This window comes from Streptococcus sp. KR, from assembly GCF_002238115.1.
Lineage (GTDB): Bacteria > Bacillota > Bacilli > Lactobacillales > Streptococcaceae > Streptococcus.
Map to the genome: position 1 here is coordinate 40,563 of NZ_NGVM01000006.1, position 12,686 is coordinate 53,248.

General features: G+C 38.4%; 14 protein-coding genes. 2 read left to right on the top strand and 12 right to left on the bottom strand.

Annotated elements, in window-relative coordinates; all coding sequences use genetic code 11:
* Positions 1 to 77 precede the first annotated feature (77 nt).
* The 3 genes from CBI42_RS03235 to CBI42_RS03245 are packed head-to-tail and all read right to left on the bottom strand — an operon-like array spanning position 78 to position 2,475.
* A complete protein-coding gene (locus CBI42_RS03235; RefSeq protein WP_094753247.1) occupies positions 78 to 806 on the bottom strand; it encodes an ABC transporter permease in 729 nt (242 codons plus the stop codon).
* Entirely contained in the window at positions 807 to 1,535 is a 729-nt protein-coding gene (locus CBI42_RS03240) for an ABC transporter permease (protein ID WP_239822557.1), read from the bottom strand.
* A 4-nt stretch (positions 1,536 to 1,539) separates the two neighbouring features.
* Positions 1,540 to 2,475: an ABC transporter ATP-binding protein gene (locus tag CBI42_RS03245; protein WP_094753248.1), complete on the bottom strand. Its 936-nt coding sequence runs from the start codon at positions 2,473 to 2,475 to the stop codon at positions 1,540 to 1,542.
* Positions 2,476 to 3,011: 536 nt separating this feature from the next.
* Between CBI42_RS03245 and CBI42_RS03250 the strand changes: the two genes are divergently transcribed.
* Positions 3,012 to 3,872: a helix-turn-helix domain-containing protein gene (locus CBI42_RS03250; protein WP_094753249.1), complete on the top strand. Its 861-nt coding sequence runs from the start codon at positions 3,012 to 3,014 to the stop codon at positions 3,870 to 3,872.
* Positions 3,873 to 3,954: 82 nt separating this feature from the next.
* Here CBI42_RS03250 and CBI42_RS13220 read toward each other — a convergent pair whose 3' ends face one another.
* Positions 3,955 to 4,149: a DUF5966 family protein gene (locus CBI42_RS13220; RefSeq protein WP_094753250.1), complete on the bottom strand. Its 195-nt coding sequence runs from the start codon at positions 4,147 to 4,149 to the stop codon at positions 3,955 to 3,957.
* Positions 4,150 to 4,339: 190 nt separating this feature from the next.
* Here CBI42_RS13220 and CBI42_RS03260 point away from each other — a divergent pair, with 190 nt between their 5' ends.
* On the top strand, positions 4,340 to 4,432 hold the full coding sequence (locus CBI42_RS03260) for a type I toxin-antitoxin system Fst family toxin (protein ID WP_094753251.1): 93 nt from the start codon (positions 4,340 to 4,342) through the stop codon (positions 4,430 to 4,432).
* Positions 4,433 to 5,246: 814 nt separating this feature from the next.
* Here CBI42_RS03260 and CBI42_RS03265 read toward each other — a convergent pair.
* From CBI42_RS03265 to CBI42_RS03300, 8 genes are all read right to left on the bottom strand, one after another.
* Positions 5,247 to 5,663: a GNAT family N-acetyltransferase gene (locus CBI42_RS03265; protein WP_049499492.1), complete on the bottom strand. Its 417-nt coding sequence runs from the start codon at positions 5,661 to 5,663 to the stop codon at positions 5,247 to 5,249.
* A gap of 11 nt (positions 5,664 to 5,674) precedes the next feature.
* The gene (locus CBI42_RS03270; RefSeq protein ID WP_049499490.1) at positions 5,675 to 6,370 is read right to left on the bottom strand and encodes a GNAT family N-acetyltransferase; all 696 of its coding nucleotides are present in this window, start codon (positions 6,368 to 6,370) and stop codon (positions 5,675 to 5,677) included.
* Between the two features lie 94 nt (positions 6,371 to 6,464).
* The gene (locus CBI42_RS03275; protein ID WP_020902698.1) at positions 6,465 to 6,884 is read right to left on the bottom strand and encodes a DUF3021 domain-containing protein; all 420 of its coding nucleotides are present in this window, start codon (positions 6,882 to 6,884) and stop codon (positions 6,465 to 6,467) included.
* 9 nt (positions 6,885 to 6,893) lie between these two features.
* The gene (locus CBI42_RS03280) at positions 6,894 to 7,349 is read right to left on the bottom strand and encodes a LytTR family DNA-binding domain-containing protein (protein ID WP_000701930.1); all 456 of its coding nucleotides are present in this window, start codon (positions 7,347 to 7,349) and stop codon (positions 6,894 to 6,896) included.
* A gap of 18 nt (positions 7,350 to 7,367) precedes the next feature.
* Positions 7,368 to 8,210, bottom strand: coding sequence for an ABC transporter permease (locus CBI42_RS03285; RefSeq protein WP_084947813.1), 843 nt, complete (start codon positions 8,208 to 8,210; stop codon positions 7,368 to 7,370).
* Positions 8,210 to 9,076 carry an ABC transporter ATP-binding protein gene (locus CBI42_RS03290; RefSeq protein ID WP_094753252.1) on the bottom strand — a complete coding sequence of 289 codons (867 nt, stop codon included), beginning with the start codon at positions 9,074 to 9,076 and terminating at the stop codon, positions 8,210 to 8,212. Before CBI42_RS03290 ends, CBI42_RS03285 begins: the two co-directional genes overlap by 1 nt.
* Positions 9,077 to 9,242: 166 nt before the next feature.
* Positions 9,243 to 11,744: a leucine--tRNA ligase gene (leuS, locus tag CBI42_RS03295; protein ID WP_094753253.1), complete on the bottom strand. Its 2,502-nt coding sequence runs from the start codon at positions 11,742 to 11,744 to the stop codon at positions 9,243 to 9,245.
* Between the two features lie 160 nt (positions 11,745 to 11,904).
* Entirely contained in the window at positions 11,905 to 12,597 is a 693-nt protein-coding gene (locus CBI42_RS03300; RefSeq protein ID WP_084930196.1) for a histidine phosphatase family protein, read from the bottom strand.
* Between the last annotated feature and the right edge of the window lie 89 nt (positions 12,598 to 12,686).

Genomic DNA, 12,686 nt, shown 5'->3' on the forward strand with positions numbered 1-12,686 from the left:
CTAATCCTTAATTCCTCTCCATTATCCCACAGTTCACAAAATTTGTCAAAACTTTACATTCTCATCTATTCAGCTTGTCATTTATAAGCAAAAATAATGTTCATCATGCGTTTATCTGACAACAAATAAAGGAGACATGCCACCAAGGTAATCAGCCATATGGCATATACAGAAACTGTTAAAACAGTGAATTCCTCCAGGATGATTAGTAGTAAATTTGCCAGATAATACCGCCCAACAACCGTTGTTAAAGTAAACAAACCTGCAAATGACAATAAAAAGGCAAGTGGTAGGGCAAGGATAAGTTCCTTCCGATATTTTCCTAAGAAGAGGACAATAATACCAGCAGACAGTGTATAAGCAAAAGCAATTGCTCCATAAACAAGTCCCCAAGATAACATTGTAAGACTAGAGAAAGCAAAATCACCATCCATTAACTCTAGGACCAGCATAGCCAAAAAAGTGAATTCACTGACTAGTAGATTAATCAACAAAGCAAGCATAAACTTCGCTTGGAGTAATTGTTTCAAATCGACAGGAATCAGTCTGAGATTTGAAATCGTTTTAGACACTTGTTCTATTCTTATCAAATCCACTAAAACCATGCTCGCAAAAGGGAGGAGAAAATAGTAGTTCAAAAAGAAGAAACCATTTTCTACATACCAGCCATTCACACTACCGTACGAATGTCCTTGATAAATCTGATGACCAATCATAAACTCTAACAAAAAGAGCAGGATGGCTACAAAGGGAATCATATACAGTATCTTTCGCCTTCTTAGTTTAGTCAATTCTAGCATCAACATTTATCCATCCACCTTTCTTAACCAAGATTTAATGGACAAGAAAGACAAAACAAGTAAAGATAAACCTAGTACAATAATCGATAAGATAGCTGGCTGTTGAAGCACCACTCCTTCTCTATTTCCTTCCCAGATTAAACTGTTAGCACTTGTTACTGGACTGATATTTGGACTCGTCCTTGCTAAAAAAAATGACACTAAAACATACATGACACCGACCAAATTTCCAACTATCTCCTTGCCTCTGACTTTTATCATGACCAGAGCAACTAAAGGAAATACTCCCATGGGAATTAAGACACCACTACTCATACAAAGATAGAAAAATCTTAATAATAAAGACAAACTGACTGTCGAAGAAAAGCGAGATAGTAGTGCGAATAAGGAAACCGAAATATAGGTGAATAACATGATACACAGAGCATTGATTTCTATATACAAAATCTTAGCCCAGAATGTCTTCATTAGATTTGCTGAAGCGAGTTTCAAGTTGTTCATGATGCGATAGCGATATTCTACACCAAATGCCTGTATTGTATAGGAAACACAATACAAAGGGAGAATCAAAAAGTTTAAATAAGACAAAGAAAATTTATAGACAAAGGGAAATGAGTCAAACAAGCCTCTCGCATCATTTACATAATAACAGATGAGAGCTAGGTAGAGGGAAACAACACCATATACGACAAAATTCAGTTTTTGATGCCTTTGTTTGAGAAATTCAATCTTCACTAAATCAAGCAATTCCCTCACCTCCTGTTACCCGCTTAAAGTAATCCTCTAAACTTTCATTGTTTTTATAAGAATATTCTTTTAGAACTATTCCGTTATCTTTTAAGGAGTTAGATACGACTGCAATGTCAAAAGTAGGTGATTCTCCCTGAAGTTCAAGTTCTATATCCGAAAGAATACTAATCTGTTCTTGCAGATTTATCCTGCAAAGCACTTCCTTAGCTTGAGGAGCATCCGAAACAATTAGGTGGATTTTCCTTTTATCTGCACCATCTATTAATTCCTGCATAGTCTTTTCAGCCATAAGGTGGGCATCATGCAGTATCCCAACTCTATCTACAAGCTTTTCAAGTTCTGAAATAATGTGACTGGATATTAAAATCGAAATGCCATGATTGGTACTGAGTTCCTTTAGATAACGGCGCATTTCAAGGATACCAATAGGATCCAAACCATTTGTTGGTTCATCTAATATCAGAATTTTCGGCTGGTGCATAATAGCGTTAGCAATTGCTAACCTTTGCTTCATTCCCAAAGAATACTGCTTGAATAGTTTTTTATTTTCCCCATCTAATCCTACTACTTGTAAAGCTTGCTCTACTTGTTTTAGCGAAACTCCTCTCAATCTCGCAAAAATAGAGAGATTTTCAGGTCCCGTTAAATTAGGATAAAAAGAAGCACTGTCCAATACCACACCGATTTGAGATAGCAAATCCTTAGAAAATTCACCTAACAGTTTTTCAGATAGAATATTCACTTCACCACTATCCATCGCTGTCAAACCTAAAATAGCTTTGATAAAGGTAGTCTTTCCAGCGCCATTTCTTCCTAGTAAGCCATAGATTTCTCCCTGTTTTAGCGTAAAGTCTATCTTATCTAAGACAATCTTCCCATCATAGGATTTTGATAAATTAGATGTCTGTATTACTGGATTTCTCATTTTATTCTCCTCCTAACATCTATACACCCACATCAAAAGACATAATAGAGTAGTTCCTGTATAACTAGTTATATGAGAAGGTAATAGGGTATAGCAAACTTACAGTACCCCCTTTAAGTCCTTCAATCTATGACACGATTCATTATATAAATGTTACTTCACAAACATTTAATAAATAAATCCTCCAGTCCAAGATTAACTACACTAATTGTTGAATCTTGTTGTATAACTCTCGAACCCAAAATATATTGTAGTTGATTTATAGCTTTTTAAAGCAAACGCTTACAAAGAATCCTAAAAAAATATATTCTAAAAATGATTTTACGAAACTTTGCTAAAATACTCATATTAACCACATTTTCTTATCTTTACACTTGTAAGTGTACTACTTTGAATCTTCTTTGTCAATAAAAAGTATTCTTTTTTTCAGTTTATTTCCTATTTATTCTTTTGAGACTATTTCTATGCCAGGAAGTTGAAAAATAGAGATTAAAAGTATATAATTAATCATAAATTTATTTAAAGAAGGTTTAAAGATGAGCATATTATCTGACAAACTAAAAGCAAAGAGAAAAGAAAAAGGCTTCTCACAAAAAACACTTTCCGAAGGAATTTGTGAGCAAAGCCAAATCAGCAAAATAGAACGTGGCAACTATATGCCTGCTGCTGATTTACTCTATAAACTTGCAAATCGGCTTCAAGTTCCCTTAGAATATTTTTTCGATGAACAGATTGAAATGACTTCCAATATAACACCGTTTAAGAAATTAGCAGAAAAATTACTTGAAGATCGTAATTACGAGGATTTAGAATACCTCTTAAACTTAGAAAAAGAAAAGTCTCAGTATCTGTCTACTGAGGATGAATTTTATCTTCTATGGATTCAAGCGATTATCCTTTTCTACTTACATGGTTCCAAAGATGAAGCTATTGCCAGTCTAGAAAACACTTTGCCAAAACTTTCGTCTAGTTCATCTGTGTATCTTAAACTCCTCAATACTTTATCTAATTTTTATTTTTCTGTAGGGCGTGATGCAGAATACGAAGAAAATAACTCACTTCTTATCAGTTTGTATCAGGAAAAAGATTTAAACCATCAAGAGTATTTATTTGGTTATATTCGAGTTAAACATAATTTCGCTTATTATTTACACTCTAAAGGGAAAGAGTTAGAAGCTGTCCAAGAGGCCTTAGAAACCATTGACTTTTGTAAACAAAAAGAGACCAGCTATCAGCTGGCACCTCTTTTAACTATCGTTGCGAACGCCGGAAAAGATTTTTTAAAGCACGATGAAATTCTTGACTATTATTTACAGGCTCGTGATATCTGTAAAATATACGGGCACAAGCTCTTGATGGCTAAGATTGACCATTTTTTGAAAGATAAGGATAGGTGACTTCGATCGTAATAAGTTATAATTACCAATTAGCTAGAAACATAAAAGTGGAGAGGAACTAATGTAGTTTTCTCCACTTTTGTTAATATCCCCTCTTCCACTTGTATCCTGCCCAGCATGCTAAAGCCAGTAAAACTAAATTAAAGATGATAAAGAAATTCGTAAAACCAAATAATCCATTCTGGGATAAATCTTCTACATAAAGGTTGGATTCAGTAAAGAACAGATAAATTCCATAACCCTCCACGAAAATAAGAAAACTGACAAAACCAATCATAAGTCTGAGAAAAAAGTCTTTAAAATCAAAAAACGCATAATATCAGTGTTGAAAACCTGATACTATGCGTTTTATTGTGGAAAGATTTACTTCATTTTCTCCTGAAATTGAGTTTTTGCCCAATTTCTCTTTTATGGTATAATATTGTTCGGCACTTCTACACCGCCTGCGAGAGGAGGTGAATTAGCCCATGATGGATACAATACTTAAAACTATCATCGGACCAATTGTGGTCGGTGTCGTTCTTCGCTTAGTCGATAAATGGCTAAACAAGAACAAATAGTGTCAAAAAGACCCCAAGCTTATTTGGACGTGAGCTTGGGGTCTTTTCTAGCCTATGATATAGACACAATACTTAATTCCCTTTTATTATCCCACAGTTGACAAAATTTGTCAAAACTTTACATTCTCAGCTTCTCAAGCTTTAACCGCTTTACAACAAGACTTTCAAGTTTAAGAGAAAGTTAGGGATTCTATCAATTTCATAGAAATTTTGATTTAGTAAACGAAGAGACAATCTTACATGTCACTCCTCATTTAATACGCCACTACTGGACAAGCAAAATCATTATTACAGCAGTTCCAGTCCTTCAATTAATAGTTACTTACAATCAAATTGAGTTTGAAGTAGCTGAAGCAACAACAGACCTATTTCTTAATCATATTCGCTAAAAAGTCCCCGCCAATTCCCCGACCAAAATCCGAAAAATATCGGAAAATGATTTTTAGAATAGTCCCCAAAATCCTGAAATAGAGCCAAAAAACTCCACCTGATTGGGTGGAGTTAAGGGAGATTATTATGAAAAAGAAAAGTTTAGGATTTTATTAAATAAAGTTAGGAGGTCTTTATTTAATAACTATATGATACAAGACAAAGCTTAAAACTAGCTTAACTTTTCTCAAATTTTACTATTTTGCAAAAAAAATCTATCACCATCACCTATCCACGAAAAAAGCCACCTGATTGGGTGACTTCATTAGGAGATTATGATGAAAAAAAGTTTTAGGATTTCATTAAATAAAGTTAGGAGGTCTTTATTTAATGGTTATATAATACTAGACCATCCTTAAACTTTGCTTAAGAAAAACAAGTTTTGTTATTTTTCTCTATTCACCCAAGTCATCCCTATACAATTATAGGTGGATAAGATTTCAAAGCCCATAGAACGATAGAATCTCAAGGTTCTTTCTGTCTGTTCTGTCACCAGCTGGACTTGATAGACATCTTTGTAAGCCTCTAAAGCCTCTTTCATTAGGGCACTACCAATCCCTTGACGCTGATAGATAGGTAAAACGATTAAATCTTGAACCAATACTGATGAGAATCCATCTCCAACCAAACGAATCAAGCCCACCACAGTATCATCATCAAGCGCCACATAAATCGCTAATGAATGAGATAAGGCCTGCTCCAGCATCTCTGGTTGATGGGTATAATTTGTCCAACCGACAGCCTGATAGAGATGCAAAACATCCTCTAACTTGACAATTTCTTGCTTTTTAATAGTGATCATGTCAACACCTATTAAAGCTCTCTTAAGCTCTTGTACTGTCGTCCATTTTTATCAAAATTTTCAGGAGCCAACCATGCTTCCAATCGAGCTTTGACTTTGGGCCAGTCCTTATCAATCATAGACAACCAATCCGTATCACGAGTACGCCCCTTATATACGACTGCCTGGCGGAAGGTCCCTTCATAGACAAATCCCAAACGCTCCGCAGCTCGTCTGGATGGCAGATTAAGAGAATCACATTTCCATTCGTAGCGACGATAGTTAAGCTCCTCAAAAACATAGCGCGCCAAGAGATAGTGAGCTTCTGTCCCTATTCGTGTTCCCCTGAGCTCTGGAGAAAAAGTGACCGCTCCCACTTCTATCACTCGGTTATTTTGGTCAATGCGCATGAGAGAAAAAGTTCCCAAAGCCTTACCAGTTGCCTTGTCTATGATTGCATAGTAAAAACGGTCCTTACGAGCCAACATCTGATTTAAAAGGCTAACCAACTCCTCCATATCTGCTACTGGCTCCTGAAAAAGGTAGGTCCACATCTCCCGAGGAGTATCCAGGCCATAAACAGCTAGCAAATCCTCCGCATGTTTTTCTACCGAGAGAGCCTCTATCCGAGCATAACGCCCTTCTAAGAAATCAATAGAAGGCAATTCACCTGGTGTATAACCTTCCATTGACTCCCCAACCATTTGACCATATTCGTTTACTGGCATCTTTCTTCTCCTTGTTTTACGCTGAAAATACTATATCACAAATTGTTCTCTTTGGAAACTGGCACTGTCTTCAAACTTCATCCTCAACACTATATTAGTGACCCGTTTTCTGTCTTTTATCCTCTAAGGCTTGATTAATTCGTTGGGTGAGTTTGTGATTTTTCCAGATTTGATACAACCATATCAATCCATAAATTAACAAGAAAAAGAACCAAAGCAAGGGACTCCACAAGGCTGAACCCCAGCCCAAAAATAGAGAGGTCAATACTAAAATAGTAGCTGTCACTAATAAATGAACTCCTACACGTATACTAAAAGCAAGAAACTCTAGCTTTTCAAGTATTAAAGTCAATACCCCCATAATTCCACCCATTAAAAACAGAGCTAGAATATTTTTTATCATTGGTTCAGGATAGGTAATACCTGGATAACACTGAGCTAATAACATCATACTCAAATAAAAGAAGGAAGCCGTACGCATTCCCGATACAAAATAATCAATTAATCGTTTCATGATTTTCTCCTATAAACCTAGATAATTCATTAAGGACTTAACGTATTTCCGACTCACACTAGATTTGATGCCCCGAGTCATTTTAGCCATCATGTTCCCTGAAAAACTATCTGATAACGATTCTAAGTGGTCAATGTTTATAATTGAATGGCGTGATATCTGTATAAAGTTCCGTCGGTTAATCCTATTCTGAAAGTTTGTCAATGTTTCCTTAGTTTTATAAATCCCGTCTACCGTATAAATGGTCAACAAGTTCTTATCGATATCTGCTAAAATAAGATCCTCAATTTTCACCATAACCAGATGATCATCCGTTCGAATAGGAATGACCACCTGATTGGTTGTTGAAAATTGTTCTAAATACTCCATGACTTCCCTCGCTTGGTCGGTTAACTGAGCTGCCTGAATTACAATATGTGGGTCCTTTTCTGAAAACTCTGCCTTCATTTCAAAACGAATCTTCATTTTCTCTCCAATATACTTTTATTTTCTCTTGCTAAACACTTTAACAAATAAAATCCAAAGAAAAATAGCGACAAGACTGATAATAACCACTATAAAGTATGTCTCTTCCTTTGTCAATAGTTCTTGCCAGTTGATTTGGATTCCCATTTTTTCTTGAAATTCCTTTAACAATCTGCTATTTCCTGTAAATGCAGTTTCTAACCGCTCTTTCATTAAAATTTGTCGATAGAGAGAAGCAATATAAGTTGCAGGGGTACACTTCATGATAATTTGTGCAAAATCAGGTAATACTCCAATGGGGATATAAGTTCCTACCAAAAATCCAGAAGCAGTCCCCACTATAGTTGCCAGTTTGCCAAGACTATCTACAGATTGAAAACGGTAAATCAAAAGAATATTTACCACACTTGAAAGCAGACTGCTTAACAGCATAATCAAAGTAATTTCCGGTAAATAACTGATAACTGGACTTTCTCTAAAATAAAGGCTCATAACAGCAAACATAAACACCTGCATGACAAAAGAAATGATAATACTGCTGATTAGATAGGACACCTGTAAGCCCCAGCTACCTAAATCTGTCAAGAAAAGATCTTGATCTACTTGATTTTCACGATCCTGTACCATTTGTGTAAGAGCCGTAAAACTGGTTGTAATCCCAGTCACAGCCAAGGTCCCACCCATCAGCCAGTTATTTAAAAGCTTCGTATTATCAGGGAGTTGGGTCCAAGCATCCGTCAAGTTCTTCTGCAAAAAAATGATATAAAGCAGGAAGGAAATCAATGCCCCCAATAATGAGAAAAATACTCCTGAACGATTACGAAAATATAAGATAAAATTCCGTTTCAATAAAGCTAACATTAGCGAACCTCTCTTCCTGTAAGTGCAATAAAGGCATCATCCATAGTGCCCGGACGAAACTCAAAAGAATCAATTTCTTCTCGAACTTTTGCCAAATATTCAATGGCTTCCTGTGACGTCCTTGGATAAAAAAGATATTCCAACTCATTTTCTTCCTCTACTGTCATTCCAGTCTGTAACAACTTTTCTAAATCCTTCATTTCTTTAAAACGAATTTTTAGGATATTAGAAGCATACTGACTTTTAATAGCAGTCGCAGAACCTTGCGCAATCACTTTCCCATGATCAACAATATAGATCCGATCCGCTTCATCCGCTTCATCCAGATAATGAGTCGTTAAGATAATAGTCATACCTTCATCCTTTTGTAGCCGATACAGTAGCTCCCAGATGGATTTGCGAGTCTGAATATCAAGACCTGTCGTTGGTTCATCCAAGAAAAGAATATCTGGTCGCGAAAGAAGAGCACGCGCAATATCAACCCGACGTTTTTGCCCACCTGATAAAGTCCCATATAGTTGTTTCTGGAAAGCAGTCAAGCCCAGTTGATGGATCAAATCATCCACACGACTTGCTGCAATCTCCTTATACTGTTGAGCACGAATCGTAAGATTTTCCCTAACCGTCAACATCTCATCCAGTACACTAGCTTGAAAAACAACTCCGATTTTCGTATTTGGCGCATATCGAATCTGACCTTTTGTCGGCTTTTTCAACCCGATTAACATGGAAATGGTGGTTGATTTTCCTGCACCATTGGGACCCAAAATAGCATTAAAACTCCCTTTTTCAAACTCTAACTGAATATCGTCAACAGCCATATGATCGCCGTAACGTTTAGTCAAATGTTTAGCTTGTAAAATCATATTTATTTCCTCCTCTTTACCTCACCAGTTTAACAAAAAGTATGAAAGAAAAATCGACTTTTGAGATAAGTGGTTAAAATGAGAGGTTAAGTGGTGAGATGATGGAAACGGAATTATATTTTTCATTCAAAAAATCCTCCAGATTCTACTCTGAAGGATTCCTATCTTATTTCACAACAATATTAACCAATTTATTCGGTACCGCAATTACTTTTACGATGTCCTTACCGTCAATTTCTGCCTTGACTTTTTCATCCGCTAGAGCAATCTCTTGCAATTCTTCGCGTGATAGGTCTTTAGCGACCATGAGTTTGGCACGGACTTTACCTTTGATTTGGACGACTATTTCGATTTCGTCTTCAACCAATTTGCTTTCGTCCCATGTTGGCCAAGCTACGTAAGAGATAGACTCACCTGTTGCTGCAACTGTTTGCCAGAGTTCTTCTGCCAAGTGAGGTGCAAATGGGGCAATCAATTGGATAAAGCCTTTAGCGTAGTCCACATAGAGCTTGTCTTCCTTGTTAGCAGCGTTGACAAAGACCATAAGTTGGGCAATGGCTGTGTTGAATTTGAGGGACTCAATTTGTTCTGTGACAGCTTTGACCGTTTCATTGTAAACCTTGTCAAGAGCGCCATTATTTTCCGCAAGGATTTCTTTGCTTGTAATCAAACGGTAAACACGGTCAAGGAACTTACGGCTCCCTTCCAAACCTTCTTCTGACCAAGCGATTGAAGCATCAAGTGGCCCCATAAACATTTCATAAACACGAAGGGTATCCGCACCGTATTGTTCCACCACATCATCTGGGTTAACAACGTTCTTGAGAGATTTAGACATCTTAGCTGGCGCTTGCTCCAACTCCTCTCCTGTTTCCACATGGAAGAAAGAACCGTCACGTTTTTCAACCTTGTCAGTTGCTACAAGTGCTCCACGATGGTCACGGTAACTTGTTCCCAAGATCATTCCTTGGTTAAAGAGTTTTTGGAATGGTTCCTTAGTTGGAACAACACCGAGGTCATAGAGGAATTTGTGCCAGAAGCGAGCGTAAAGCAAGTGAAGTACAGCATGTTCCGCACCTCCCACGTAGATATCTACTGGCAACCATTGTTTGAGGAGGTCCTCATCAGCCAATTTCTCAGTGTTATGTGGATCGATATAGCGGAGGTAGTACCAACTTGAACCTGCCCATTGTGGCATAGTGTTGGTTTCACGACGACCCTTGACACCATCTTCACGAGTCACTTCAAGCCAGTCTGTCAAATTAGCTAGTGGACTTTCACCAGTACCTGAGGGACGGATATCCTTGGTTACAGGCAAGACAAGTGGCAATTCACTTTCAGGGACAGCTGTTGAAGTTCCATCTTCCCAATGAATGATAGGAATTGGCTCACCCCAGTAACGTTGACGGCTAAAGAGCCAGTCGCGGAGACGGTAGGTGACCTTCTCTTGTCCACAGCCTTTTTCTTCCAACCAATCCACAATCTTGGCAATAGCATCTTCTTTGTTGAGTCCATCTAGGAAGTCTGAATTGACATGAAGTCCATCTTCTGTGTAGGCAGCTTCTTCAACGTTTCCACCTTCAAGTACTTCGACGATTGGAAGGTCAAATTGTTTGGCAAATTCCCAGTCACGTTGGTCATGGGCAGGGACAGCCATAACGGCACCTGTTCCGTAACTAGCAAGAACATAATCCGCAATCCAGATTGGAATTTCCTTACCATTGACAGGGTTGACGGCATAAGCACCAGTCCAAACCCCTGTTTTTTCTTTGGCAAGGTCTGTACGAGCCAAGTCTGATTTAAGGCTGGCTTGGTGTTTATAGTCTGCTACTGCCTCTGCTTGCTCTGAACTTGTGATAGCATCTACTAATTCATGTTCAGGAGCCAAGACAGTGAAAGTCGCACCGAAAAGAGTATCAGGACGAGTAGTAAAGACAGTGAATTCCTTGTCTGTTCCTTTTACTTTGAAAGTTACATTGGCACCAGTTGATTTCCCAATCCAGTTGCGTTGCATATCCTTGATAGACTCTGGCCAATCAAGCTCGTCTAAGTCATTAAGCAAGCGCTCTGCATAGGCCGTGATTTTGAGCATCCATTGGCGCATTGGTTTACGGACAACTGGATAGCCTCCACGCTCAGATGTTCCGTCAGGAAGGACTTCTTCGTTGGCGATGGCTGTTCCCAATTCCTCAACCCAGTTTACTGGCACTTCAGCTTCATAGGCCAATCCTTTTTCGTAAAGCTTAGTGAAAATCCATTGAGTCCATTTGTAGTAGTTTGGATCTGTTGTATTGACTTCACGATCCCAGTCATAAGAAAATCCAAGCGCATTGATTTGGCGTTTGAAGTTGGCAATATTTTCCGCCGTAAATTCTGCTGGGTCATTCCCCGTATCCATAGCGTATTGCTCGGCAGGCAATCCAAAGGCATCCCAACCCATTGGGTGAAGGACATTGTAGCCTTGCGCACGTTTATAACGGCTGAGGATATCGGTTGCTGTATAACCTTCTGGGTGACCTACGTGTAGACCCGCTCCAGACGGATAAGGGAACATGTCAAGCGCATAAAACTTAGGTTTTGATGCATCTGTTCCTGTCTTAAATGTATGATGTTCCGCCCAGTAGCCCTGCCACTTAGGCTCAATTTCTTTATGATTGTAAAAACTCATGGTCTCTCTCCAATTTTGTGATGTTACTATTATACCATTTTTAAGTGAATTTGAAAGACGAGAAATGCTCTTTTGGGCTTGTATGAAAAGAAAGACTGAATCGCAAATCCACCTTATTTAGCAGTATAAAAAATTAGCCCCCATTTGGAGCTAACTTCTATCAATTATTTTTCTCTAGCATCTTCTCACGTCCTAGTTCTCGGTAACTACGGTCGCCGACAACCTCAACGCTAAACTGACCATCCTCATATTCAAGGATCGTCACGCTACCATTATCTAGACCATGCGGATGCATGCCATTAATCAGATACACAATGGTTCCAATGGTCATTCCATGGCTGACAACGAGAGCGTTGCCCCCACCTTGTTCTTCCATTTCTTTGGCAATCGCTTCAAAACCTTCCTTGATTCGGCCACTGAGTTTTTCCCAGCCTTCAGCCCAACCAGCTGTATCGACCTCTACCAAGCCCTCAGCAAGTTCAGCATAAGACAATTGATGAACATGGTCCACATTAAAGATACGAGGAATAATACCCATGAAAAGATCACCATCGTAGGCTCCATCAAAACTACCGAAACACCATTCTCTGATACGCTTGTCCATGCGATAAGGGATTTTCCCCTGCAAGCCAAGTTCATCAAGGATAATTCCCATTGTCTGAATGGTGCGCCCTGAATCACTCGAATAAGCGCGCTCAAACTGTAGACCAGATTCTCGTAAACCGATTCCTAATTCTTGAATTCCTCGTTCACCTTCAGCTGTTAAGGGAGTATCGCTCCAACCTTGCGCGCGACCAATCGTGTTAAACATAGTCTTGCCATGACGTACCAAATACAATCGTACTTTTACCATTTTCCGTCCTCCGTTTGCTTCTATTATATCATGGATGATAAAACAAAAGCCACCCAGACAGGCGACTTTTGCAGGAGATTATTATGAAA

Coding starts and splice junctions, on each gene's coding strand:
- leuS (WP_094753253.1), bottom strand. CDS start 11,744: ATGAGTTTTTACAATCATAAAGAAATTGAGCCTAAGTGGCAGGGCTAC.
- CBI42_RS03270 (WP_049499490.1), bottom strand. CDS start 6,370: ATGCCAGTAAACGAATATGGTCAAATGGTTGGGGAGTCAATGGAAGGT.
- CBI42_RS03265 (WP_049499492.1), bottom strand. CDS start 5,663: ATGATCACTATTAAAAAGCAAGAAATTGTCAAGTTAGAGGATGTTTTG.
- CBI42_RS03275 (WP_020902698.1), bottom strand. CDS start 6,884: ATGAAACGATTAATTGATTATTTTGTATCGGGAATGCGTACGGCTTCC.
- CBI42_RS03300 (WP_084930196.1), bottom strand. CDS start 12,597: ATGGTAAAAGTACGATTGTATTTGGTACGTCATGGCAAGACTATGTTT.
- CBI42_RS03235 (WP_094753247.1), bottom strand. CDS start 806: ATGTTGATGCTAGAATTGACTAAACTAAGAAGGCGAAAGATACTGTAT.
- CBI42_RS03285 (WP_084947813.1), bottom strand. CDS start 8,210: ATGTTAGCTTTATTGAAACGGAATTTTATCTTATATTTTCGTAATCGT.
- CBI42_RS03260 (WP_094753251.1), top strand. CDS start 4,340: ATGATGGATACAATACTTAAAACTATCATCGGACCAATTGTGGTCGGT.
- CBI42_RS03290 (WP_094753252.1), bottom strand. CDS start 9,076: ATGATTTTACAAGCTAAACATTTGACTAAACGTTACGGCGATCATATG.
- CBI42_RS03280 (WP_000701930.1), bottom strand. CDS start 7,349: ATGAAGATTCGTTTTGAAATGAAGGCAGAGTTTTCAGAAAAGGACCCA.
- CBI42_RS03250 (WP_094753249.1), top strand. CDS start 3,012: ATGAGCATATTATCTGACAAACTAAAAGCAAAGAGAAAAGAAAAAGGC.
- CBI42_RS13220 (WP_094753250.1), bottom strand. CDS start 4,149: ATGATTGGTTTTGTCAGTTTTCTTATTTTCGTGGAGGGTTATGGAATT.
- CBI42_RS03245 (WP_094753248.1), bottom strand. CDS start 2,475: ATGAGAAATCCAGTAATACAGACATCTAATTTATCAAAATCCTATGAT.